General features: G+C 70.1%; 18 protein-coding genes. 7 read left to right on the forward strand and 11 right to left on the reverse strand.

Annotated features, from left to right (window positions below; translation table 11 throughout):
* The first annotated feature begins 52 nt into the window (after window positions 1-52).
* Window positions 53-664 (forward strand): YdeI/OmpD-associated family protein, encoded by a 612-nt coding sequence (locus LPC04_RS03420; RefSeq protein WP_275680776.1) that lies wholly within the window; start codon window positions 53-55, stop codon window positions 662-664.
* Here LPC04_RS03420 and LPC04_RS03425 read toward each other — a convergent pair.
* Window positions 661-1,335 carry a glutathione S-transferase family protein gene (locus LPC04_RS03425; protein ID WP_275680777.1) on the reverse strand — a complete coding sequence of 225 codons (675 nt, stop codon included), beginning with the start codon at window positions 1,333-1,335 and terminating at the stop codon, window positions 661-663. The genes LPC04_RS03420 and LPC04_RS03425 overlap by 4 nt on opposite strands.
* A gap of 64 nt (window positions 1,336-1,399) precedes the next feature.
* Window positions 1,400-2,467, reverse strand: coding sequence for an ornithine cyclodeaminase (locus LPC04_RS03430; protein ID WP_275680778.1), 1,068 nt, complete (start codon window positions 2,465-2,467; stop codon window positions 1,400-1,402).
* Window positions 2,468-2,615: 148 nt separating this feature from the next.
* Here LPC04_RS03430 and LPC04_RS03435 point away from each other — a divergent pair, with 148 nt between their 5' ends.
* A complete protein-coding gene (locus tag LPC04_RS03435) occupies window positions 2,616-3,035 on the forward strand; it encodes an Lrp/AsnC family transcriptional regulator (RefSeq protein WP_275680779.1) in 420 nt (139 codons plus the stop codon).
* 17 nt (window positions 3,036-3,052) lie between these two features.
* On the opposite strand, the gene LPC04_RS03440 is transcribed toward LPC04_RS03435, so the two are convergent.
* Window positions 3,053-3,718: a DsbA family oxidoreductase gene (locus tag LPC04_RS03440; RefSeq protein WP_275680780.1), complete on the reverse strand. Its 666-nt coding sequence runs from the start codon at window positions 3,716-3,718 to the stop codon at window positions 3,053-3,055.
* A 367-nt stretch (window positions 3,719-4,085) separates the two neighbouring features.
* On the opposite strand from LPC04_RS03440, the gene LPC04_RS03445 reads away from it, so the two are divergent.
* On the forward strand, window positions 4,086-4,850 hold the full coding sequence (locus tag LPC04_RS03445) for an NF038120 family PEP-CTERM protein (RefSeq protein WP_275680781.1): 765 nt from the start codon (window positions 4,086-4,088) through the stop codon (window positions 4,848-4,850).
* A gap of 37 nt (window positions 4,851-4,887) precedes the next feature.
* Window positions 4,888-8,043, forward strand: coding sequence for a S8 family serine peptidase (locus LPC04_RS03450; protein WP_275680782.1), 3,156 nt, complete (start codon window positions 4,888-4,890; stop codon window positions 8,041-8,043).
* An 84-nt stretch (window positions 8,044-8,127) separates the two neighbouring features.
* Here LPC04_RS03450 and LPC04_RS03455 read toward each other — a convergent pair whose 3' ends face one another.
* The 4 genes from LPC04_RS03455 to LPC04_RS03470 all read right to left on the reverse strand — a co-directional run bounded on the left by LPC04_RS03455 (window position 8,128) and on the right by LPC04_RS03470 (window position 12,137).
* Entirely contained in the window at window positions 8,128-8,574 is a 447-nt protein-coding gene (locus tag LPC04_RS03455) for a hypothetical protein (protein WP_275680783.1), read from the reverse strand.
* 87 nt (window positions 8,575-8,661) lie between these two features.
* A complete protein-coding gene (locus LPC04_RS03460; RefSeq protein WP_275680784.1) occupies window positions 8,662-9,237 on the reverse strand; it encodes a hypothetical protein in 576 nt (191 codons plus the stop codon).
* A gap of 54 nt (window positions 9,238-9,291) precedes the next feature.
* Window positions 9,292-10,584: an NAD(P)/FAD-dependent oxidoreductase gene (locus LPC04_RS03465; protein ID WP_275680785.1), complete on the reverse strand. Its 1,293-nt coding sequence runs from the start codon at window positions 10,582-10,584 to the stop codon at window positions 9,292-9,294.
* Between the two features lie 29 nt (window positions 10,585-10,613).
* On the reverse strand, window positions 10,614-12,137 hold the full coding sequence (locus LPC04_RS03470; RefSeq protein ID WP_275680786.1) for a glutamine synthetase family protein: 1,524 nt from the start codon (window positions 12,135-12,137) through the stop codon (window positions 10,614-10,616).
* Between the two features lie 88 nt (window positions 12,138-12,225).
* Here LPC04_RS03470 and pdxR point away from each other — a divergent pair, with 88 nt between their 5' ends.
* Window positions 12,226-13,806: a MocR-like pyridoxine biosynthesis transcription factor PdxR gene (gene pdxR / locus LPC04_RS03475; protein WP_275680787.1), complete on the forward strand. Its 1,581-nt coding sequence runs from the start codon at window positions 12,226-12,228 to the stop codon at window positions 13,804-13,806.
* Window positions 13,807-13,897: 91 nt separating this feature from the next.
* Window positions 13,898-15,112 carry a GGDEF domain-containing protein gene (locus LPC04_RS03480; protein WP_275680788.1) on the forward strand — a complete coding sequence of 405 codons (1,215 nt, stop codon included), beginning with the start codon at window positions 13,898-13,900 and terminating at the stop codon, window positions 15,110-15,112.
* Window positions 15,113-15,169: 57 nt separating this feature from the next.
* Here LPC04_RS03480 and LPC04_RS03485 read toward each other — a convergent pair whose 3' ends face one another.
* The gene (locus LPC04_RS03485) at window positions 15,170-17,278 is read right to left on the reverse strand and encodes a hypothetical protein (protein ID WP_275680789.1); all 2,109 of its coding nucleotides are present in this window, start codon (window positions 17,276-17,278) and stop codon (window positions 15,170-15,172) included.
* Between the two features lie 226 nt (window positions 17,279-17,504).
* A complete protein-coding gene (locus tag LPC04_RS03490; protein WP_275680790.1) occupies window positions 17,505-19,388 on the reverse strand; it encodes a potassium transporter Kup in 1,884 nt (627 codons plus the stop codon).
* A 155-nt stretch (window positions 19,389-19,543) separates the two neighbouring features.
* Between LPC04_RS03490 and corA the strand changes: the two genes are divergently transcribed.
* A complete protein-coding gene (gene corA, locus LPC04_RS03495) occupies window positions 19,544-20,512 on the forward strand; it encodes a magnesium/cobalt transporter CorA (protein ID WP_275680791.1) in 969 nt (322 codons plus the stop codon).
* A gap of 35 nt (window positions 20,513-20,547) precedes the next feature.
* On the opposite strand, the gene LPC04_RS03500 is transcribed toward corA, so the two are convergent.
* Window positions 20,548-21,945, reverse strand: coding sequence for a GGDEF domain-containing protein (locus LPC04_RS03500; RefSeq protein ID WP_275680792.1), 1,398 nt, complete (start codon window positions 21,943-21,945; stop codon window positions 20,548-20,550).
* Between the two features lie 168 nt (window positions 21,946-22,113).
* Window positions 22,114-23,145 carry a S49 family peptidase gene (locus LPC04_RS03505; protein WP_275680793.1) on the reverse strand — a complete coding sequence of 344 codons (1,032 nt, stop codon included), beginning with the start codon at window positions 23,143-23,145 and terminating at the stop codon, window positions 22,114-22,116.
* Window position 23,146 lies beyond the last annotated feature (1 nt).

Consider the following 23,146-nt stretch of genomic DNA (forward strand, 5'->3'; position numbering starts at 1 on the left):
CCGTTGTTTGGATAGACTCGCCCGTGACCGCCATCGGCCAGGCCCGACTGAAATGCCCACCGCGCATCCCGACACCGCCCCGACGCTGTTCAAGTCCGCCAGGGCCTTCGAGGCCTGGCTGAAGAAGAACCATGCCAAGTCCGACGGCCTGTGGCTGATGATCGCCAAGAAGGGCGCCGACGAGCCCAGCGTCACCTACCCCGAGGCGGTGGAGATCGCGCTGTGCTGGGGCTGGATCGACGGCCAGAAGAAGGGCCTCGACGACCAGCACTTCCTGCAGCGCTTCACGCCGCGGCGCGCGCGCAGCATCTGGTCGAAGATCAACATCGACAAGTGCGCCGCGCTGACCGAGGCCGGTTGCATGCAGCCCGCCGGCCAGGCGCAGATCGACGCCGCCAGGGCCGACGGCCGCTGGGCGCAGGCCTACGACGGCGCGCGCACGTCGACCGTGCCGGACGACCTGCAGGCCGCGCTGGCTGCGAGCCCGAATGCGAAGGCGTTCTTCGCGACGATCAACGCGTCCAACCGCTACGCGGTGCTGTGGCGGGTGCAGACGGCCGTCAGGGCGGAGACCCGCGCGAAGCGCATCGCGCAGCTGGTGGACATGCTCGCGCGCGGCGAGGTCGTCCACATCTTCAAGCCGAAGCCCAAGGCCTCGGCCTAGGCGAAGTCGTACTTGCCGCCGCGCTCGAGCGCGCGCTGGTACGCGGGACGCGCATGTGCGCGCGCGAGCCAGTCCAGCAGGCGCGGCGTCCTGGCCTTGCTCAGGCCGGCGCGCTGGTTCGCCGCCTCGACCGGGAAGCTCATCTGGATGTCGGCCGCGCCGAAGTTCGCACCGACGAACCAGGGTCCTTCGGCGAGCTCGCCCTCCATGAAGGCCATCTGGCGCGCCAGGTTCGGGTCGACGAAGCTGCTCAGCACCTTGTCGGAGATCCCGCGCGCGATCGGCTTGACGAAGAACGGCATCGGCGTCGACTTGATCTTCTCGAACACCAGCTTCATCACCAGCGGCGGCATCGCGCTGCCTTCCGCGAAGTGCAGCCAGTAGGTGTAGCGGCGGAAGTCGGCCGTGCCGCGCGCCGGGCGCAGGCCGGAGGCCTCGCCGTAGGCGTCGAGCAGGTATTCGACGATCGCGCCCGACTCGGCCACCGTGATGTCGCCGTCGGTGATCACCGGCGACTTGCCCAGCGGATGCACCTTGAGCAACTCGGGCGGCGCGAGCATGGTCTTCGCGTCGCGCTGGTAGCGCTTGATCTCGTACGGCAACCCGAGTTCCTCGAGCAGCCAGAGGATGCGCTGCGAGCGCGAGTTGTTCAGGTGGTGGACGATGATCATGGCGCCTCGGCGTTGACGGAAGCGGCGATTGTCACCGCCCGCGCCGGGCGCGGCGTCGCGAACGTTACAGCGCCATCGCCACGCGCAGCGTCTCGGGCAGGCCGGTGACGGCCGGCATGCGCAGCGCGCCGAACAGGTTCTTCGGGTCGGCCAGTTCCGGCACGAGGTCGATCGTGCGGCCCAGGCCCAGCTCGACGGCCAGGTCGCGCAGCAGGCGCAGCGCGGAGAAGTCCTCCAGCGCGAAGCCCACCGAGTCGAACACCGTGACCTGGTCGACCGACACGCGGCCCGGCGCCTCGCCCGCGAGCACGCGCCAGAACTCGGTGACGGCGAAGTCGGCCGGCATCTGCTGCAGGTCGCCTTCGATGCGGCTCTGCGGCTCGTACTCGACGAACACCGCGCCGGCGCGCAGCACGTCGGCGTGCAGCTCGGTCTTGCCCGGGCAGTCGCCGCCCACGCCGTTGATGTGCTGGCCCGGCTGCAGCATGTCGGGCGTGATGATGGTGGCGTTGGTCTTGTCGGCGGTCACGGTGGTGACGATGTCGGCGCCGCGCACGGCCTCGGCGGTGCTCGCGCAGACGGTGATCTTGAGCGAGGGCGCGGCGGCGTCGAGGTTGGCGACCAGCTTGGCCGTCGCGCGCGGATCGACGTCGAACAGGCGCACTTCCGAGATGCCCATCAGCAGGTGGAAGGCGAGCGCCTGGAACTCGCTCTGCGCGCCGTTGCCGATCACGGCCATCACGCGGCTGTCCGGGCGCGCGAGGCGGCGCGCGACCATGACCGAGGTCGCGGCCGTGCGCATCGCCGTCGTCAGCGTCAGTTCGCTGAGCAGCTCGGGCCGGCCGGTGTCGACGTCGGCCAGCAGGCCGAAGGCCATCACGGTGGGCAGGCCGGCGCGCGTGTTCTTCGGATGGCCGTTGACGTACTTGAAGCTGTAGAGGCTGGCATCCGAGATGGGCATCAGCTCGATCACGCCGTCCTTCGAATGGTTGGCGACGCGCGCCGACTTGTCGAACTCGCCCCAGCGGGCGAAGTCTTCCTCGAGGTACGAGACCAGCGTGCCCAGGCAGGCGGCCAGGCCCTTCGCGGCGACGATGGCGCCGATGTCGCGAGTGGTGAGCAAGGTCGTCATGAAATGTCTCCGTTGTCGATAGGGAGATTGTTTCGTGACCTCGCGGCAAGCGAAATGGGCACTAGTGCTTCGATTCGATCAATAATTTGACATATCGACAGCCTCTGCTGTCATTTCGTCAATTTCTCTTGATGGGATCTTTACGGCCATGGACACCCTCGACCAGCAACTGATCGCCCTGCTTCGCACCGACGCACGCGCCTCCGTCGCCACGCTGGCGCACCGGCTGGGGGTGTCGCGCGGCACCGTCAACAACCGCATCACCAAGCTCGAGGACGACGGCACCATCGTCGGCTACACGGTGCGGCTGCGGCCCGACATCGAGCACAACGAGATCATCGCGTGGATGAGCATCGCCGTCGAAGGCAACCAGACGCGCGAGGTCATCAGCATCCTGCTGGGCGAGCCGGGCATCGGCGAACTGCACGACACCAACGGCCGCTGGGACCTGCTCGCCGAGATCCGCTCCGCCAACCTGGCCGACCTGGCGGCGGTGCTCGAGCGCGTCCGGCTGATCAAGGGCATCGGCAACACCGAGACCTCGATCCACCTGCAAAGCTACAAGTAGCGCGCCCTCGCAGGTTCTCAGGCCGCGGGATGCGCGGCGATCTGGCGCAGCGCCTGCTCGAACAGCTCCGGCGGCTGGCCGCCCTGGATCAGGTGCTTGTCGTCGATGATGATGGACGGCACCGAGTGGATGCCGCGCTGCTGGTAGTACTGCTCGCGCTCGCGCACTTCGGCGGTGTAGCGGCCGCTCGTCAGTACCTCGCGCGCCTGGTCGCCGTCGAGGCCGGCGTCCGTCGCGTAGCGCACGAGGGTGTCGTGCGAACTCGGATCCTGGCCGTCGGTGAAGTAGGCCTTGAGGAACGCGTGCTTGAGCGCCAGCGCGTTCTCGCCGGTGGTGCCCTGCTCCTCGTCGAGCACCTCGGCCCAGTGCAGCAGCCGGTGTGCGTCGAACGTGTTGTAGATGCGCGAGCGCTTGTCCATGTTGAACGTGAAGCCGACCGCCGCGCCGCGCTCGCGGATGGCCTCGCGGTTCTTCTGCACCTGCTCGGCGGGCATGCCGTACTTCCTCGCGATGTGCTCGTTGGTGTCCTCGCCCTCGGGCGCCATCTGCGGGTTCAGCTCGAACGGCTGGAAGTGCAGCGTCACGGGCACGTCGGGGCCGAGGCGCTCGAGCGCGGTCTCGAGCGAGGCGAGGCCGATGGCGCACCACGGGCAGGAGACATCGGAGACGAAATCGATCTTCATGTGCGGGAGTCTAGAACCGTTGCGCGAGCCGCGCCGGAATGCGGCCTTTGCAACCGCGCGGGCAGTCTTGACCAATCCGGTTAAGTGCGAACCCGCAGCCCTGCATGAGCAACGAGACGACGCCTAGCGCAACTCGCCCGGCGTGTGGCGAAAATCTTCGCGCAATCCTCGTGCCCTCCCCAGTTTGTAGTTGGGGGAACTTGCTATCCCGGGCTCTGCCACATCGCAACAGAATGAAAGAGCACTCAGGTTCCCGAAAGGGGAATCCGAGCAAGGACAGTGCGGTCGGGATCCTTCCGCGGACCCGATACGACCGCCCTCACACAGGGCGCGCATTGTCCGGACCAAGCCAGGAAAGAGGGATTCCATGAAGAGTCTTTTCGCGAAGACCGCACTTGCTGCGGCCACTGTCCTCAGTGTGGGCGCCGCTCAGGCCTCCGTGATCGATTTCGAGAATGTCGACATGTCGGGCCTCTCGTTCGCGCCCTTGGTCAGCAACAACGAAATCCTGACGCAGGGGCCGTTTTTCATGCAGGGCTACGACGGCAACGGCTCCAGCGATCCCGGCCTGGTCGGCTCGCTGATCGGCCCGAAGTCCGGTGGCAGCTGCGACGGGGCGGGCATCGCCTGCCCGACCGGCGACAGTACCGACTATTACGCGACGCTCAACACGGGCGTCCTGTACATGCAGGGCCCGCACGACATGACGCTGACGCAGTTCGATGCCGGCTTCATCGCGCCCGCGGGCGGCGTTCCCAACGGCGCCTTCGGCCTGCTGGTGGTCGAAGGCGACCGGGCCGACAAGTCGTACGCGATCGGCGCCTACAAGCTGAGCGGCCCGGACGCCTCCGGCAGCACGTCATTCTCGACCTTCCAGGCCGCCGGCGCGATGAACGACCTCTTCGGCGGCACCACCGGCACGATCGACCAGGGCGGCTTCGCCGACTACCAGTTCCTCGAGTTCTACTGCTCGTCGAGCTCGCTGGGGTCGTGCAGCCTCGATCGCAGCAACCTGGGCCAGTTCGCGCTGGACAACGTCACGTTCGCGGTCCCGGAACCTTCGTCGTGGGCGCTGATGGCCTTCGGCCTGGCCGTCGTCGGCAGCGCCGCCCGTCGTCGTCGCTCGGTCTGAGCGTCTGCCTGCAACCCCCATCGAAAGCACGACGAACATGACGAACAAACTCACTTCCACCGCGCTCGCCAGCCTGGCGCTGCTGGCCAGCATGGCGGCCCATGCGCAGACCAGCAAGGTCTACATCGTCCAGCTGCGCGACGAGCCGGTCGCCTCCTACCAGGGCACCACCGCCGGCTACGCCGCCACGCAGGCCGCTCCCGGCACCCAGCTCAACGCGCGCAGCCCGGCCGCGGTCGCCTGGGCCGGCCAGCTGCACGCCAAGCAGGCCGCGGTGCTGTCGACGGTCGGCGGCGCCTCGCTGATCTCGCAGTACGACACCGTCTTCAACGGCTTCACCGCGCGCCTGACGCCCGCGCAGGCCGCCACGCTGGCGCTCAACGCCAACGTGGTCGGCGTCGCGGAAGACCAGCTGGTCTCGCCGGCGACCATCACCACGCCGATCTTCCTCGGCCTGACGGCCCCCGGCGGCATCTGGTCGCAGATGGACGCCAGCGGCACGCTGGTCAAGGGCGAGAACATGATCCTGGGCGACGTCGACCTCGGCATCTGGCCCGAGAGCCCGTCGTACTTCGACCATGTCGACGGCAACGGCGCGCCGGTCGCCAGCGGCGGCACGCTGGCCTACGGCCCGCCGCCCGCCACATGGACGGGCACCTGCGTCAACGGCGACGCGTTCGTCGCCGCCAACGCCTGCAACAACAAGCTGATCGGCGCCCGCTACTACGACACCAACCTGCTCGCCAGCGGCGCCGTGCTCGACTGGACCGCCTTCAACTCGCCGCGCGACGACCTGGGCGGCGCGACCGGCCTGGGCGGCCACGGCGACCACACGGCCTCCACGGCCGCGGGCAACGAGAAGGTGACCGTCGTCCTCAACGGCATCACCATGGGCCAAGCCTCGGGCATGGCGCCGCGCGCGCGCATCGCGGCCTACAAGGTCTGCTTCACGTACGTCTCGGGCGCCGCCAACAAGAACTCGTGCTCGACCGCCGACTCGATGGCCGCCATCGACCAGGCCGTCAAGGATGGCGTCAACGCGATCAACTTCTCGATCAGCGGCTCCACCGGCACCACCAACGACATGGTGGAACAGGCGTTCTATCGCGCCGCCCTGGCCGGCGTGTTCGTCGCGGCGGCGGCCGGCAACGACGGCCCGACCAACACGGTCAACCACCCGAGCCCCTGGCTGACGACGGTGGCCGCGGCCACCCACGACCGCATCATCGAAGGCGACGTGACCCTCGGCAACGCCGCCAAGTACACCGGCGCCTCGCTCAACCCCAGCGCGCTGGCGGCCTCGCCGCTGATCCGTGCCGAGGACGCGGGCGTGGGCGGCGGCAACGCCAGCCTGTGCTTCACCCCGGCCGACTTCAGCCTGACGCCGGTCGCCGGCCAGGTGGCGCTCGATCCGGCCAAGGTGTCCGGCAAGGTCGTGATCTGCACGCGCGGCACCAGCCCGCGCGTCAGCAAGAGCCTGGCCGTGCTGAACGCCGGCGGCGTCGGCATGGTGCTGATGGACAACGGCGCCGGCCTGGTGTCCGAGGTCCACTCGGTGCCCACGGTGCACGTGACGGCCGCCGACGGCGCGGCCATCAAGGCCTACGCCGTCGCCGGCGCCAGCCCGACCGCGGCCGAATCGGCGTTCTACTTCGGCCACCAGCCGGCGCCGACGATCGCCTCGTTCTCCGGCCGCGGCCCGAACATGGCCGACCCCAACATCCTGAAGCCCGACCTCGCGGCGCCGGGCGTGGGCGTCATCGCCAGCGTCACGCCGGGCTACACGCAGGCTCAGCGCAACCAGCTGGCCGCCGGCACGCTGGCCGCCGGTCCGGCCTGGGCCTCGTATGACGGCACCTCGATGGCCACGCCGCACGTCCTGGGCGTGTCGCTGCTGCTGAAGCAGGCGCATCCGGCCTGGAGCCCGTCGGCGATCAAGTCGGCGCTGATGACCACCGCCTTCGACACCCTCGACGACGGCCTGCCCGGCATGGAGAACGGCAAGCTGCCGTGGTCGCAGGGTGCCGGCTTCATCAGTCCCAACCACGCGATCGATCCGGGCCTGGTCTACGACATGGGCAAGGCCGACTACGTCAAGTACCAGTGCCTGACGCAGAAGAGCCTCGTCAGCGCGTCGGACTGCGCGACGTTCGGCACGCTCGACCAGACGTACAACCTGAACCTGCCCTCGATCACGCTGGGCGCCATGGTGGGCACGACCACGGTCAAGCGCTCGGTCACCAACGTCGGCACGTCGCCGGCCGTCTACACGGCGAACGCGACGCTGGGCGGCGGCTTCAGCGTGGCCGTTTCGCCCTCGACGCTGTCGCTGGCCCCGGGCCAGACGCTGCCGTTCACGGTGACCGTCACGCCGGGCCCCTCGACGCCGAAGTTCACGTGGGAGTACGGCTCGCTGGTGTGGTCCGACGGCGGCGCGCACAACGTGCGCAGTCCGCTGCAGGTCAACCTCGGCTCGTCGATCTCGGCACCGGCCGACCAGAGCGCCACCACGGTCTCCGGCAGCAAGATCTTCTCGATCACGACCGGTTTCAACGGGAAGTCGGTGGCGCTCAAGGGGATGAAGGACGTGACGCTGGGCTCGCCGGTGACGCTGCACCCGAACACCGCCATCGACGCCTCGGCCGTGTGCGCAACGGCCGTGTCGAACGCCAACATCCAGGTCTACAACTTCACGGTGCCTGCCGGCGCCATCGTGGCGCGCTTCGCGCTGCGCCAGGCCGACGTCAGCGGCGCGACCGACGACAACGACCTGGCCGTGGTGCTGCCGAGCGGCGCCGTGGTCTCGTCGGAAGGCGGCACCTCGCACGAGACGGTCGAACTGGCGGATCCGGCGGCGGGCAACTACAAGGTCTGCGTGGCCTCGTATGCGGCCGTCTCGGGCGCGTCGACGCACCAGCTCTCGAGCTGGATCGTGTCGCCGGGCGATCTCCCCACGAGCGGCGCGTTCAACGTGCTGATGCCCAACAGCGTGTTCGCGGGCGGCGCGGCGACGGTCGGCGTGAGCTGGTCGGGCCTGGCCATCGGCCACCGCTACATCGGCGGCGTGCAGTACCTCGACGGATCGGGCAGCGTCGCCACCGCGACCGTGATGTCGATCGACACGACGCCGGGCACCCCGCTCGACGTGCCGACGCCGGTGGCCACGGAGAAGTTCAACGTGACCAAGAAGTAAGCCGCACGGGCGCCTCGGCGCCCCGCTGCGAAAAGGCCGCGCGTCGCGAGACGGGCGGCCTTTTTCCTTGGTGGCGAAGGCGCGTCAGATCGGCGACGCGATGCCGCCCTGCCCCAGCTGGCACGTCTTCTTGCCGTCGCCGGCACGCGGACGGCAGACGGCGCTCGGGTCGGGTCGCACCTGGCAGTCGGAGAGCAGCCCGGCGGCCTTGTTCTCGCCGATGCGCGCCTTCGCGAGCTCGACGACGGCGTCCTGCAGCGCCCGCGAGTCGGTGGTCTTGGTCGACCAGGGCAGCCAACTCTCCGGGCCGCCGCACGGCCGCCGGCCGAGGCCTGCGACGTGGCACTGGCCCTGGCCGTCACAGGCGGCGTCGCCGATCATCTCGACGATGTGGGCACGCAGCGCCTCGGACGCCGGCGCGGAGGCCGCGCCCGCGGCGGGATCGACCGCGGCGGCACGGCCGGCAACGGAAAGGATGACGGCGGCGGCAAGCGCGGCGCGCAGGGAGGGAAGTCGCGTGGAGATGTTCATGCGGGCATGCTGGCGCATCCGTGCGCCGCTGGCAATGCGGTGAACCTCGTGCGGCGCATCCGCGCGAGGTCCGCGGCAATCGCAAGATCAGTCGGGCGCGACCCGGTAGGGCGCCTGCACTGCATCGACCGCATCCAGCAAGCTCGTGACGCGCGCCGCCATCTCGCCGCGGCACCACATCGGATTGGCAGCGCCCAGCAGGAGCGGATGCCCGTCGACGGAGGCCTGGACGACCACGAAGACGCCATCCAGCATGTTGTCGCAGGAGACCATGCGGTGATCGAAGGCCATCAAGGCCCGGGTGGACTCGACGACCGCGGCGTCCGGCGCCTTGACGGTCACGATGGTCTCCTCGCGGCGGACGACGTCGCGCGTGTCGCGCTCCTGCACGGGCCCGGGCCCCAGGAAGCGCCACTGGCCGTCTGCGAACAGCGCTCCGAACTCGTGCGAAGCGCTGACCCGCCAGATCCGCAGCTCGAAGGCGCCCGCGGGCTGCGGCGCCTGCAGCCGCGCCAGGGCCGTGAAACGCGCGAGCTTGCGGTCGAGACTGTCCGGCTCCAGCGCCCTTACCCGCTCGCGCGGCGTGTCATCGGCGGCGGCGAGGCGTGGCAGGACGGCGGCGGCGAGGGCCACGATGGCGAGGACGGGTGCGAGTCGGCGCATGCTGCAGTCTCGCAGGCCTCGAGGCCGGGTAGGCTCGGGCGCGACCCGCGATGCTCAGACGAAGTCGCGCGCGCGGTAGTACGTCATGCCCACGGCCTGCATCAGCCCGCCGATCGCCTCCCCGCCCGGGAACGGTGGGTTGACGATGGGCGCGAACCAGTCGAGCTCGTCGGACTTGCGCAGCATCTTGTCGGTGACGACCTTGGCCGCGACGCGCGTGGGCACCAGGCCGTGGCCGCAGAAGCCCTGGGCCCAGAACACCCGGCCGTTGCGCTGGCCCCAGTCGGGCATGCGGCGCATCGTGATGTCGATGTGGCCGCCCCACGCGTAGTCCATCCGCACGTCCGCCAGTTGCGGGAACACGCGCGAGATGTTGCGGCGCATGGCTGCCGGCAGGTTGGGCGGCGTGCCGCCGAGATAGGTGCACTTGCCGCCGAACAGCAGGCGGTGATCGGCGGTCATGCGGAAGTACTCGAGGATGAACTGGTTGTCGTAGACCGCGTGGTTGTGCGGGATCAGGCTGCGCGCCATCGCCTCGCCCAGCGGCGCGGTGACGCCGATGAAGGTGCCCACCGGCAGCGTGCGCGATGCGAGCCGGGGGTCGAGCTTGTCGACGTAGGCGTTGGTGGCCAGCACGAGCTGGCCGCACCGCACGGTGTGCGGGCCGACCTGCACCTCGATGTGGTCCGCCTTCTCGACGTAGCGGTCGGCCTTGCTCTGCTCGTAGATCGACACGCCCAGCTTCTCGACCGCGCGCGCCAGCCCCAGCACGTACTTGAGCGGATGGATGTGGCAGCCCTCGGGGTCGATGATGCCGGCCTGGAAGCGCGGCGAGTCGATGTACCTGGGCATGTCCTTCTTCTCGACCAGCTGCAGCTTGTCGTAGCCCCACTCGTTGACGCACTCCTCGATCCAGCCCGTGAGGTCGGCGACGCGGCGCTGGAGCACGGCGACTTCGAGGTGGCCCTGCACCAGGTCGCAGTCGATGCGGTGCTCGGCCATGATGCCGCGGATGTCGGCCACCGCCTCGCGCGAGGCGTCGAACATGCGCTTGGCACGTTCCTGGCCCATCACGCCCTTCAGGCGCTGCATGCCGCACGGGAAGCCGATGATCATCTGCCCGCCGTTGCGCCCCGACGCGCCCCAGCCGATGCGGCTCGCCTCGACGATGGCCACGCGCTTGCCGGCCTTGGCCAGCTCCATCGCGCTGTAGAGGCCGAAGAAGCCGGCGCCGACGACGCAGACATCCACGTCGAGGTTCTGCTGCAGCGACGGGCGCGTCGACTGCAGGTGGCGCGAGGTGGCCGCGTAGTAAGAGTCGATGTAGTCGGGGTCGGAACGGAACATGGGAATCTCTGGTGAAACTTGAAGACGGGTCAGGCGAGCTCGATCAGGTGCACGAGATCCCAGTGATGGCGCGGATCGGCCGCGGCGTGGCGCTCGGCGCTCTCGTGGCGCTTGAGCGCGACGAACAGGTCGACCAGCGGATCGCCGAACAGCTCGCGCATCAGCGCACTGGCCTCGAGCGCGTCGCAGGCCTCGGGCAGCGTGCGCGGCAGCGCGACACCCGCCGACATGCCCGCCGGCGCGAGGCCCTGCTCGATGCCGGCCAGGCCCAGGCCCAGCGTCGCGGCGACGATCAGGTACGGGTTCGCGTCACCACCCGGCAGGCGGTTCTCGATGCGGCGGTTCTGCGCGCTCGCCTGCGGGACGCGGAAGGCGACGGCGCGGTCGTCGTGGCCCCAGCTCGCCGACGACGGCGATGCGTTCGACAGGCGGATGCGGTCGAAGGCCATGTCGTGCGGCGCGAAGAAGGCCATCGCGGCGTCGGCGTGGCGCTGCAGTCCGCCGATGAAGGCGCCGAGCGCGTCCTTGTCGCGGCCATCGGGATGGGCGAATGCATTGGTGTGCGCGCCGGAAAGATCGGGGCCTTCGCCGGCAAGCGCTCGGCCGCTCCGGAGCGAGCCGGCGTGAGCCCCTTGGGGGCGGGGAGCCGAGCGGGCCGGGCTGTCATGAACGCTGAAGTGCCAGTGCATGCCGGTGCCGGGCTGGTCGAGGAAGGGCTTGGGCGCGAACGTCGCGAGGAAGCCGAACTGCGCGGCCACCTGGCGCGCGAGGCGCTTGAAGCGGAACACCGCGTCGGCCTGCGCCAGCGGCTCGCCGGGCATGAAGTTGACTTCGTACTGCGAGTACGCGGCCTCGTGCGCGTGGCCGCAGACCGGGATGCCCTGCAGGTGGCAGGCGGCGAACAGTGTGTCGAAGTAGTCGGCGAAGTGGCCGGTGCGTTCGAGCGAGTAGGCCTCGCAGGCGCGCTCGCGCGCGGGGGCGCCCGCGCGGGACGCGGGAGCGTGCAGTCCGACCTGGCCGTCGACATCGCGGCGGTCGACGAGGAACAGCTCCAGCTCGGGCGCGACGGTGGCCACGAGGCCGGCCTTGTCGAGGCGCGCCAGCACGCGGCGCAGTGCCGCGCGCGGCGACAGCTCGCTGGCGCAGATCGCGCGGCCGTAGCGTTCGGCCTGCAGCGGGCCGACCGGCTCGCAGATGACGGCGCCGGTGCCCTTGCGGCCCGGCTGCGGGCAGAGCGTCGCGAGGTCCGGCACCAGGCTGATGTCGAGGTAGGACGCCGGCAGCAGCGGACCGAACACGGCCTCGGGCTCGCCGGCGGTCAGCGTCAGGCCGAACACCACCGAGGGCAGCTTGCAGCCGGCCATGCCGACGAAATCCTGGTGCCCGACGGACTTGCCGCGCGCCACTGACGTGAAGTCGCCGACGGCGCATTCGACGGCCGTCACGGGCACGCCGCCCAGCGCGTCGGAGAGCTGGACCAGCGCGGCGCGCACGGCGTCGCGTTCCGGCGCGACGAGCGCCGAGGTGGAGGTGAAAGCGGTCGGAGCGTTCATGGGCGACAGCTTACCCAGCGAGTGGCCCACCCGGAAGGGCCACTTGGCGGTACATGGCCTGGGCCACTTCCGTCCCGAAGAGCGTACGATGCGCGCACCGCCCATGCCGTCGTCCAGCCCCCCCACCGCCGCCAACGCCCGCGCCGACGCGCTCGTCGACTGGCTGCAGCACGCGTGGGCGCATCCGGCCGGCGACGAACTGGCGCTGGCGATCGGCGCGCGCCTGACGCAGTTGATCAGGCGCGCCATCCTCGACCGCGTCGTGCCGCCGGCGCACCGGCTGCCGTCCACGCGCGCGCTGGCGCAGGCGCTGCGCATCGCGCGCAACACGGTCGTGCCGGTCTACGAGCAGCTGCGCGCCGAGGGCTTCGTCGTCGCGGGACACGGCTCGGGCACCTACGTCTGCCGCATCGCGCCCGACGCGCTGCCCGTCGCGGCCAGGCCGATGCAGGCCGTCGAACAGCGGACGGCCGCGCCGCTCGCGTTCTCGCGCCGCGGCCGCCGCTATCACAGCCATCCGCTGCACGAGTTCTGGACGCGCCAGCCGTTCTGCCCCGGCCAGTTCGACTTCGCGCTGTTCCCGCACCGGCTGTGGAACCGGCTGCAACAGCGCCAGCTGCGCCGCGCCGACCCGGTGCAGCTCGAACAGGGCGAGCCCGGCGGCGCGCCCGAGCTGCGCCAGTCGATCGCCGAGCACGTGCGCGCGACGCGCGGCGTGCGCTGCGCGCCCGACCAGGTGATCATCACCGACGGCACCGGCGAGTCGATCGACCTCGTCGCGCGCCTGATGTGCGACCCGGGCGACGCCGTGCTGCTGGAGGACCCCGGCTACTGGGCCGCGACGCAGGTGCTGTCCGACCACGGCCTGCGCCTGCAGCCCGTGCCCGTCGACGCCCACGGCCTGCCGGTGCCCGTGCTGCGCAAGGGCCAGCGCGCGCCGCGGCTGGCGTACCTGACGCCGTCGAACCAGTTCCCCACCGGCGGCGTGATGCCGCTCGCGCGCCGGCTGGAGTGGCTGCAGTTCGCGGCGCGCCACGACACGCTGCTGCTGGAGGACGACTACGACAGCGAATACCGCTACCAGGGCGCGCCCTTCCCGTCGCTGCAGGGCCAGGACGGCGCCGGCCGCGTGATCTACCTCGGCACGTTCTCGAAGACGGTCTATCCGGGCATCCGCGTCGCCTTCCTCGTCGTGCCGCAGGGCCTGCAGCGCGTGTTCGCCGACGCCTCGGCCGACTTCTACCGCGACGGCGACCAGATCGTGCAGCAGGTGCTTGCCGACTTCATGCGCGAAGGCCACTACGCGGCGCACGTGCGCACGCTGCGGCGCGAGTACGCGCTGCGGCGCGACGCGATGCTGCGCGCGCTGGTCGACGCGCTGCCCGGCGAGTTCGCGTCGCACAGGCTCAGCGTGGTGTCCGGCGCGCGCGGCGTGCACCTGACGCTCGCGCTGCCCGCCGACGTCGACGACCGCGCCGTCGCGCGCGAGGCGATCGCGCACGGCGTCACGGCGATCCCGCTGTCGGTCTACGCGATGCGCGTGGCGTGGCGCGGTCTCGTGCTGTCCTTCGCGGCCACGCCGGCGGAGCACATCGGGCCGCTGGTCGCCGCGCTCGCGCCGGTGTTGCGCAACGCCCTGCGGTCGAGCACAACATACCCCCACAAATAGTCAGCCCGGCGCGACGATCGCGGCCTAGAATTTTTGGCTGGAGGTACTCACGGATGCACCGGCGCAAAGAATCGCCAGCGGACGCACTGCCATGACGATCGACGGCCGATCGCTGCTCGCGGTCGTGGCCGCGTTGTGCGTGGTGTTCAGCATCGTGGTGCTGGCGCTCGAACGCCGCCTGCGCCAGCCGATGCCGGGCCTGCGCCTGTGGGCCATCTCCAACCTGCTGCTCGGTGGCGCCGCGGCCGCGCACATGCTGCAGGGCCACGTGCCGGTGTGGGTGCCGGCCATCGTCGGCAACTGGGCGATGCTGATCGGACGCACGACCAGCGTCGCCGCGCTGCGCCAGTTCGACCACCAGCCCGTGCCGCGCGCGCTGCTGGCCGCGGCCTGCGGCCTGCTGATGCTGGCGATCGCCGGCACGCTGCTGGTCTGGCCCGATCCGCGACTGCGCGCGATGATCATGGTCGGCGGCATGGCGGTGCTTGCGGCCTGGGGCACCCACACGCTGGCCGTCAGCGCGCCGCTGAGCGTCAGCCGCGCGCTGACGATGGTGGGTCTCGGCGGCTGGGCGCTGGCCAACGTCTGGCGGCTGTGGACGACCGCGCACCTGCCGCCCGGTGCGCCCGTCATCGACCTGCACGATCCGACCGTCGCCGCTTACATGGGCGCACTGGTGATCATGGACGTGTTCTGCAACATCGGCTTCGTGCTGCTCATCACCGACCGCATGTACGAATGGGTGCTGCAGCTCGCGCGCACCGACCACCTCACGGGCGCGCTGTCGCGCGGCGCGCTCTACACGCAGGCCCGGCGCGACCTGCAGCTGGCGCGGCGCCAGGGCACGCACACCGCCGCCTTCCTCGTCGACATCGATCGCTTCAAGACGATCAACGACAGCCACGGCCACGCCGCCGGCGACGCGGTGCTGTGCCACGTCGCCAGCCACGGCCAGGCCGTCCTGCGCTGCACCGACCTGTTCGGCCGCTACGGCGGCGACGAGTTCGTCGCGATCCTGCCCGAGACCGACCTGCTGACGGCCGCCGCCATCGCCGAACGCCTGCGCGTGGCCGTCGGCGAGCCCGTTCCCGGCGCGCCGAGGCTGCCGTGCGCGCTGCAGGAGGTCAGCGTCAGCATCGGCGTAGCCGCGGTCGCGGCGGGCTGCGACAGCATCGAGGACCTGATCGCACAGGCCGACCAGGCGCTCTACACGGCCAAGCACGCCGGCCGCAACCGAACGCGCGTCGCCGACGAGGCCCAGGCGCCGGACAACGTCTCGCTGCAGATGATTCAGAGCCGGCACTGAAGACGACGAGGCCCCCGGCCGGAACCGGAGGCCTCGCGTCACGCGATCAACCTGCGATCAATGGCTGTGCTTGCGCGCCGCGCTCGGGCCGGGGTTCGTGGTGCCCGGATTGGTGTTGCCGGCGCAGTTGTTGTCGCCGGCGTTGCAGACACCGCCGCTGCCGCCGTTCCCACCGTCGCCGCCCTGCGTCGGCGCCGTGCCGCCGATCGGCGCCGGGCCCTGGCCGCACATCTGGCCGGCGGCCTGCGACGTGCAGCTGAAGAACGAGCTCTCGATGTTCATGCCGGACGCATCGCGGCCACCGAGGATGAACATCTTGAAGTCCCCCGCGGCGAGGCCGCCGGCCGGCGCGTGGATCGGCGTCGTGTTCGTGCGCACGCCCGGATGCAGGCGCGTCTGGCCGAGGCGAACGTCGCTGCCGTCGCCGCAGTTGCCTGCGGAGCAGACCGTGTTCTCCTCGAAGCCCGTCACGCCGTCGGTGAACGTCCACGAGCCGGTGAACGAGCCCGTCGTGCCGTCGGCCAGCGCGAGCGATTCGAGCGCGGTCACGGTGTCCGCGGTGAGCGAGCCCCACGCCAGGCTGGGCATCGCCGAGTCCACGGGCGGCATGCCGTCGATATCGACGGGGAACGTGCTCTTGCCCTGGATCGCGACCGGCGTGCCGCAGCCGGCATCGGAGAACAGCGAGACGTCGATCGTGCGGCCCCAGTGATAGAACCTGCGGATCAGGTCGTCGCCGGCGGTGCCGGTCGGCAGTTGCATCCAGGTGTCGTCGCTGCCGCGCAGCTGGCCGACGTTCGGGTCGGTGCTGACGGTGTTGCTCATGCCGTCGCTCGTCCACAGCGACATGCGCTGGCCGTCCGGCGAGTAGACCTTGTAGATCGCGATCGTGGAATGCGCATCGTCGCGCGACTTCAGAACCGCGCAGGCCACGCCCTCGGTGCGGGCGATGTCGAATTGCAGCGCGCGCGAGTACTGGACCGGCGTGCTCGCGTCGTCGACGCGCACGCCGCGCTGCACGGCGGCGTTGGCGTTGATCGCGATCGGCAGCAGGTCGCCGTAGAACTGCCAGTGCTTGTCGCGATAGACCACGCCCATGCCGGAGCCCACGTCCTGGACGCTGCCGTCCGTGGCCTGGATCGCGAAGCTGACCGCGCACAGCGGGTCGGTGCCGGTGACGTCGCAGCGCCCCAGCACCGGGCTGACGAACTTCGAGCCCCACATCGCGCCGGAATCGCCGTCGCCATGGCCGAAGAACTGGCACAGGCCGGCGGCGACCTGCGCGCCGCCGTCGAGGCCGCCGCTGTCGTCCATGCTCATATGGGCGTCGCTGGAGACGACGGTGGTCAGGCCGATGCCGGGGTCGGTGCAGGTCGTCGCCGACACGGCGGCCGCGGTCATCTTGTTGAACAGCGTCTCGAGGCCGCCCAGCGGCAGCGCGGCGGCGGCGGGGGAGGTCGTGATCGAGCCTGTCGTGGTGCCGGTGGTCAGGTACAGGTTGCCGTCGCCCAGGCGCGGCTGCACCTGCACGAAGGCGCCGGAGTCCTGGCCCGTGGTGACGTTGACGGCGTCGAGGATGCGGTCGTAGCCGCTGCGCGTGCCGGCGGCCAGCGAGCCGGTCGTGAAGTCGAAGTTCGCGGCGACGCCGGCGTCGTTCAGCGTGCCGGCCAGGCCGGTCTGCAACTGCGTCTGCGCGGCGTTCAGCGCCGTCGTGCTCGGGGCGCTGGCGCCGTCGGCCATCAGCGTGTCCGGGGTCTGGCCGGTGGCCAGCGTGATCATCGCGCTGGTCAGCGGCGTGACGTTGGCGGTGCCGGCGGCCTGGGCCACCGCGTAGATGCAGCCGTAGTTGGCGCCGGTGTAGCCGCAGGCCTCGACGCGCCAGGGGCCGGTGCCGGTCAGCTCGCCCGCGTCGTAGGTGCCGTCGGCGTTGATCGCGATGTCGTGCGCCACGACGGCGCCGGTCGAGTCGAGGATCCGCAGCTTGCCCTGCGTCATCGGAGCGCCGACCGCGGCCGTGCCGGTCAGGTGCGTCGCCGTCGGGGCGACGGGCGGCGTGGGCGTCACCGGCGGGGCCGAGGCGTCGGAGCCGCCGCCGCAGGCGGACAGCGTCGCGAGCGCGGCGGCGCCCAGCAGGGAAGGAACGAACGATCGGTCGAACAGGCGCATGCGGAGTCTCCGTTGGCGTGCAGGTGAAGGGCCATGCACGCCGAGCTCCGGAGGTTTCCGGAATGCGTCGCGCATCTCCGGTTCTTATCGACCCTGACACAAACTTCTGAGACGGATCCGTGGCCCGCGACGCGTGTTACGCGCTCGACAAGGCACAAATGCGCACGCGATGCACAACGTTACGAAGGCTGTCGAAACGCTGTCTGCGGCGCCGCGTTCGATCCGTTCAGATCTGCACGCGCGTGCCCAGCTCGATCACCGAGTTGTTGGGCAGGCGGAAGAACTCCACCACGCTGCCGGCGTTGCGCGTCATCGCGGCGAACAGGCGCTCGCGCCAGTGCGCCATGCCGTCGCCGCGCGTGGGCACCACCACCTCGCGGCTGAGGAAGTAGCTGGTGGTGAACTCCTCCACCTCGAGGCCGTGCGGGCGGCACAGCGTCAGGGCCTGCGGGATGTCGGGCGTGTTCTTGAAGCCGTAGTTGACCGTCACGCGCCAGAAGCCGCGCGCCAGCGGCTCGACCTGCACGCGGTCCGCGAACGGGATCCACGGCACCTCGTGGAACTTGACCGTGAGGATGACGTTGGTCTCGTGCAACACCTGGTTGTGCTTCAGGTTGTGCAGCAGCGCCTGCGGCACGGTGCCGACGTTGGCCACGGTGAAGACCGCCGTGCGCGGCGTGCGCACGATGTCGTCGGAGGCCAGTGCCGTGATGAACGGGATCAGGTCGGGGTCGTCGCGGCGGATGCTCTCGAGCAGCAGTTCGCGCCCGCGCTTCCACGTCGACATGATCGCGAACATCACCATCGCCAGCAGCAGCGGGAACCAGCCGCCGTGCAGGAACTTCAGCGAGCAGGCCGCGACGAGCAGCCCGTCCAGCAGCATGAAGAAGCCCGTGGCGGACAGCGCGATCCACAACGGGAAGCCCCAGCCGTAGCGCACGACGAAGTAGGTGAGCGTGGTGTCGATCAGCATCGTCACCGTGACCGCGATACCGTACGCCGACGTGAGCGCCGACACGCTGCCGAAGCCCACGACCGCGCAGATCACCGCCACCATCAGCGCCCAGTTGACGCGCGGCAGGTAGATCTGGCCGGCCTCGCGCACCGAGGTGTAGACGACCTCCATGCGCGGCAGGAAGCCGAGCTGGATCGCCTGCTTGGCCATCGAGAACGCGCCGGAGATCACGGCCTGCGAGGCGATGACCGCGGCCACCGCGGCGAACGCCACCACCGGCAGCACCCAGGTCGACGGGAACAGGCGGAAGAACGGGTTCTCGATCGCGCCCGGGTCGCGAATCAGCAGCGCGCCCTGCCCCATGTAGTTGAGCGCCAGCGCCGGCAGCACCATCGTGCTCCAGGCCAGGCGGATGGGCGTCTTGCCGAAGTGGCCCATGTCGGCATACAGCGCCTCGGCGCCGGTGAGCGCGAGCACGATGGCGCCGAGCGCGGCCAGCACGTGCCAGCCGCGATCGAGCAGGAACTGGCCGGCGTAGTACGGGTTGAGCGCGAAGAGGATCTCGGGCGCCTGGAAGATGTGCAGCGCGCCGACGATGGCCAGCAGGCTGAACCACACCACCAGGATCGGCCCGAACGCCTTGCCGAACGCGCCGGTGCCGAAGCGCTGCGCGGAGAACAGCGCCACCAGGATCAGCACCGACAAGGGCACGACATAGGACTGCAGCGCCGGCGTGACGACCTCCAGCCCTTCGACCGCGCCCATCACCGTGACCGCCGGCGTGATGACGCTGTCGCCGAAGAACAGCGTCGCCCCGAACATCCCGACCAGCATGATCAGCGTGCGCCGCTGCGGCGTGCCGCCGGCCGCCTTGGCCGCGAGCGCGGTCAGCGCCATCGCGCCGCCTTCGCCGTTGTTGTCGGCCCGCAGGATCAGGATCACGTACTTGAGCGTGACGACGAGCATCAGGCCCCAGAAGATCGTCGAGATCGCGCCGATGAGGTGGTGCGTGTCGAGCGGCACGCCGACTCCGGAGACCGGCACGAAGATCTCGTGCAGGGTATAGAGCGGACTCGTGCCGATGTCACCGTAGACGACGCCCAGTGCGCCCAGCGTCATGGCCCCGAGGCCCGCGCCGCCTTGCTTGCTGCTCATGGAAACGTCTCTGCGGGATCGAGCCGGCGCTGTTGGTCGAGCGCGCATTTTGACCCACGCACGCGTGACACCGCCACCGCGCCGCGCAAATGCGTGGTTTCGGCGCCCGTCCGGCGTCTTGGTTACAGTGGCAGATCCCTTGCCCGAAGCCGCCAATGCTGATCAACTGCGTCGCCTACGAGAACGGCACCAAGCTCGCCGACATCCCCGTCGCGGAGATCAGCAACTATCTCGCGCGCCCGGGCTGCTTCGTCTGGGTCGCGCTCAAGGACGCCACGCCCGAGGAAATGGCGACGATGCAGGCGGAGTTCGACCTGCACCCGCTGGCCGTGGAGGACTCGCTGCACGGCCACCAGCGGCCCAAGGTCGAGGAGTATGGCGACACGCTGTTCGCGGTCGTGCACACCGTCGAGATGACGCCCACGGACCAGATCACCACCGGCGAGGTCGACATCTTCGTCGGCCCGAAGTTCGTGCTGTCGGTGCGCAACCGCAGCAACCAGAACCTGCTGCAGGTGCGCGAACGCTCCGAGCGCGAGCCGCAGTTGCTGCGCCACGGGCCAGCCTTCGTCTTCTACGCGCTGCTCGACGCGGTGGTCGACCGCTACTTCCCCATCATCGACCGGCTCGAGACGGAACTCGAGGAGCTCGAGGACCAGATGTTCGACCCCGGCACCTCGCAGTCCAACATCCAGCGCCTGTACGAACTCAAGCGCGAGAGCGGCGTGGTGCGCCACGCCGTGACACCGCTGATCGACGCCGTGCACAAGCTGTTCAGCGGCCGCGTGCCGACCGTCTGCGAGAACAACCGCGAGTACTTCCGTGACGTCTTCGACCACCTGCTGCGCATGAACGGCTCGCTCGACAACCTGCGCGACACCATCGGCACCGCGATCCAGGTCAACCTCGCGATGGTCGCGATCGAGGAGTCGGTCGTGAACAAGCGGCTGGCGGCCTGGGCCGGGATCTTCGCCGTCATCAGCGCCTTCGCCGGCATCTGGGGCATGAACTTCAAGAACATGCCCGAGCTGGAGTGGCACTACGGCTATCCCATGGCGCTGGCGACGATCGCGATCGTGTGCGTGATCCTCTACCGGCAGTTCAAGAAGTCCGGCTGGCTCTGACCCCTGCCGAAGGCACGGCCGTCAGCGGTCGACCATCAGCCATGCTCGTGCCCGGCCGGCGAGCGCTCGGCCGCCCGGAGCGAGCCGGCTGAGTCCCTCGGGGGCGGCGAGCGGAGCGAGCCCGGGCTGTCATCCTCGAGTTCGATCTCGACCCGGTCGCGGCCTTCCTGCTTGGCGCGGTACATCGCCTCGTCGGCGCGCTTGATGCCCTCGTTCAGGTCCTCGCCGCGATGCCATTCGGCCACGCCGAAGCTGCAGGTCACGTGCAGGCCCTCGGGCCAGGTCGCGGTGGCGATGCGCTCGCGCAGCCGCTCGGCGATGACGCGGCCCTTGTCGCCGGGGGTGTCGCGGAAGACGAGCAGGAATTCCTCGCCGCCCCAGCGCGCGAACAGGTCGTCGCGCTGCACGGCCGAGCGCACGAGCTGGGCCAGGCCGCGGATCACCTGGTCGCCGGTGTCGTGGCCCAGCGTGTCGTTGACGCGCTTGAAGTGGTCGATGTCGATGAACACGAGCGTCATCGGGAAGGTCTGGCCTTCGCCGAGGCGCACGATGCGCATCAGCTCGTCGGCGAGGCCCTTGCGGTTGAGCGCGCCGGTGAGCGGATCGGTGCGCGCGATCTCCGCCAGGCTGCGCGTCTCCAGGCGCAGCGATTCGTTGAGGCGCTGCAGCGAATGCTGGCTCGCGGCGGACAGGCGCAGCTGGTTGCGCTTGAGCAGTCCGTCGACGACGAGCCAGACGATCACCGATACCATCCACGCGACGATGACGCCCAGGCGGAAGGTCGACGTCGAGATCAGCTTGCCGGTCAGCTCGATGCGTTCGACGTGGATCGTGTGCAGCCCCGGCTCGACCCGCGGGCCGGTGGAGAAGGCGATCCCCGTGACGTTGCGGAAGTCGGGCGCTTCCAGGTCGAGCGTCATCGGATGTTCGTCGATCCACCATTGCGCGACGGTGAGGCGGCTCAGCGGCACTTCGTAGCCTCGCGGATAGACGGACGGCTCGTAGGTCAGCTGGTTGACCTTCTGCGACTCGGCGACGCCGGGCTTCGAATACGCCGCGTCGAAGTTGCGCATGTAGACGCGCACGCGCTGCTGCGGCTCCGGGCCGGAGGCCGTGACCCACAGGCGCAGCGAATCGTAGCGGCTCAGGTCGATGCCCCTGGGCGCCTTGGCGAACTCCACCTGCAGCTCGCAGAACGGCCATTCGTAGCCGGTGCGCAGGTCGCAGTCCAGGCCCAGCACGCTGCCGGCGTGGCTGGTGCTCGCCGTGCTCCGGCCGCCCGGGTTGTCGCGGTCGTCGAGCGCGACGACCTGGTACGGCGAATGCACGTCGATCACCATCGTCGTGGTCATGCCGAACTCGTTCCATAGCAGCGCGATGCCGGTGAGGGCGAGCAGGACGATCAGCAGGCGACGAAGAACGCGAGCATGCATGGCGGGTGACGGTGGGTCGGGGAGCGACGCTCAGACGAACATCGGCACTCCAGCCGCCGTCTTGAGCTCGCGCATCAGGAACGTTACACGCGCGCGCCGCCGAAACGGGACGGGCGGCGTTCGAAAACGCCGCCAGGCGCGCATTTGTGGACGCCGGGGGCCGTCGCCTCAGCGGCGCAGCACGGGCGCCTCGAGCTCGTGGACGGCGCCGGCGCCGATCGACGCGCCGAAGCGCTTCGCGAGGCGTTCGGCCACGTTCTCCTGCAGCGTGTAGTCGATCACGTCCTCGGCCTTGACCACGTCGCGGGCGACGGAGTCGAGCGTGCCGAAGTGGTCGGCCAGGCCCTGCTTGACGGCGTCCTCGCCGTTCCAGAACAGGCCGGAGAAGGTGTCGGGCGTCTCGTGCAGGCGCGCGCCGCGACCCTCCTTGACGACGCCGATGAACTGCTGGTGGATCTGGTCGATCATCGCCTGTGCCAGCGCGCGCTGCTCGGGCTTGAGCGGCGAGAACGGATCGAGCATGCCCTTGTTGGCGCCCGCGGTGATCAGGCGTCGCTCGACGCCCAGCTTCTCCATCGTGCCGGTGAAGCCGAAACCGTCCATCAGCACGCCGATGGAGCCGACGATGCTGGCCTTGTCGACGAAGATCTCGTCGGCGCCCACCGCCATGTAGTACGCGCCGGACGCACAGACTTCCTCGCACACCGCGTAGATCTTCTTGTGGTGCAGCGCCTTGAGCCGCTTGATCTCGTCATAGACGATGCCGGCCTGCACCGGGCTGCCGCCGGGCGAGTTGATGCGCATCACGACCGCGACGGCGTTCTTCTCCTCGAACGCGCTGCGCAGCGCGGAGATGACGTTCTCGGCGCTCGCCTCGCCTTCGGACGCGATCTCGCCGCGGATCTCCACCAGCGCCGTGTGCGGCCCGTTGGGCGTGCTCGCCTTGCCGGTGCGCTGCGACGACACCAGCCCCCACACGATCGCCAGCGCGAGGAAGAACCAGGCCATGCGCCCGGCGAGCCGCCAGCGGCGCTCGTTGCGCCGGTCGCGCATCAGCTCGCCGGTGACCTGCGCCAGCACCAGCTCCAGGCGCGACAGGTCGGCGTTGACGTTGAGCGTCGCGGGCGCGGGCACCGGCGTCGGCGCGGGCGCGCCTTCCGGCAACGGCGGCGTCTGCGTGGGTTCGAATTCGTTGGTCATG

This window comes from Scleromatobacter humisilvae, from assembly GCF_023231945.1.
Taxonomy (GTDB): domain Bacteria; phylum Pseudomonadota; class Gammaproteobacteria; order Burkholderiales; family Burkholderiaceae_C; genus Scleromatobacter; species Scleromatobacter humisilvae.

Bases quoted from the DNA above. Each gene is read 5' to 3' on its own strand.
- LPC04_RS03435 (WP_275680779.1), top strand. From the start codon at position 2,616: ATGGACACCCTCGACCAGCAACTGATCGCCCTGCTTCGCACCGACGCA.
- LPC04_RS03455 (WP_275680783.1), bottom strand. From the start codon at position 8,574: ATGAACATCTCCACGCGACTTCCCTCCCTGCGCGCCGCGCTTGCCGCC.
- LPC04_RS03420 (WP_275680776.1), top strand. From the start codon at position 53: ATGCCCACCGCGCATCCCGACACCGCCCCGACGCTGTTCAAGTCCGCC.
- LPC04_RS03485 (WP_275680789.1), bottom strand. From the start codon at position 17,278: ATGCGCCTGTTCGACCGATCGTTCGTTCCTTCCCTGCTGGGCGCCGCC.
- LPC04_RS03500 (WP_275680792.1), bottom strand. From the start codon at position 21,945: ATGCATGCTCGCGTTCTTCGTCGCCTGCTGATCGTCCTGCTCGCCCTC.
- LPC04_RS03480 (WP_275680788.1), top strand. From the start codon at position 13,898: ATGACGATCGACGGCCGATCGCTGCTCGCGGTCGTGGCCGCGTTGTGC.
- LPC04_RS03465 (WP_275680785.1), bottom strand. From the start codon at position 10,584: ATGTTCCGTTCCGACCCCGACTACATCGACTCTTACTACGCGGCCACC.
- corA (WP_275680791.1), top strand. From the start codon at position 19,544: ATGCTGATCAACTGCGTCGCCTACGAGAACGGCACCAAGCTCGCCGAC.
- LPC04_RS03440 (WP_275680780.1), bottom strand. From the start codon at position 3,718: ATGAAGATCGATTTCGTCTCCGATGTCTCCTGCCCGTGGTGCGCCATC.
- LPC04_RS03490 (WP_275680790.1), bottom strand. From the start codon at position 19,388: ATGAGCAGCAAGCAAGGCGGCGCGGGCCTCGGGGCCATGACGCTGGGC.
- LPC04_RS03430 (WP_275680778.1), bottom strand. From the start codon at position 2,467: ATGACGACCTTGCTCACCACTCGCGACATCGGCGCCATCGTCGCCGCG.
- LPC04_RS03450 (WP_275680782.1), top strand. From the start codon at position 4,888: ATGACGAACAAACTCACTTCCACCGCGCTCGCCAGCCTGGCGCTGCTG.
- LPC04_RS03460 (WP_275680784.1), bottom strand. From the start codon at position 9,237: ATGCGCCGACTCGCACCCGTCCTCGCCATCGTGGCCCTCGCCGCCGCC.
- LPC04_RS03505 (WP_275680793.1), bottom strand. From the start codon at position 23,145: ATGACCAACGAATTCGAACCCACGCAGACGCCGCCGTTGCCGGAAGGC.
- LPC04_RS03425 (WP_275680777.1), bottom strand. From the start codon at position 1,335: ATGATCATCGTCCACCACCTGAACAACTCGCGCTCGCAGCGCATCCTC.
- LPC04_RS03470 (WP_275680786.1), bottom strand. From the start codon at position 12,137: ATGAACGCTCCGACCGCTTTCACCTCCACCTCGGCGCTCGTCGCGCCG.
- LPC04_RS03445 (WP_275680781.1), top strand. From the start codon at position 4,086: ATGAAGAGTCTTTTCGCGAAGACCGCACTTGCTGCGGCCACTGTCCTC.
- pdxR (WP_275680787.1), top strand. From the start codon at position 12,226: ATGCGCGCACCGCCCATGCCGTCGTCCAGCCCCCCCACCGCCGCCAAC.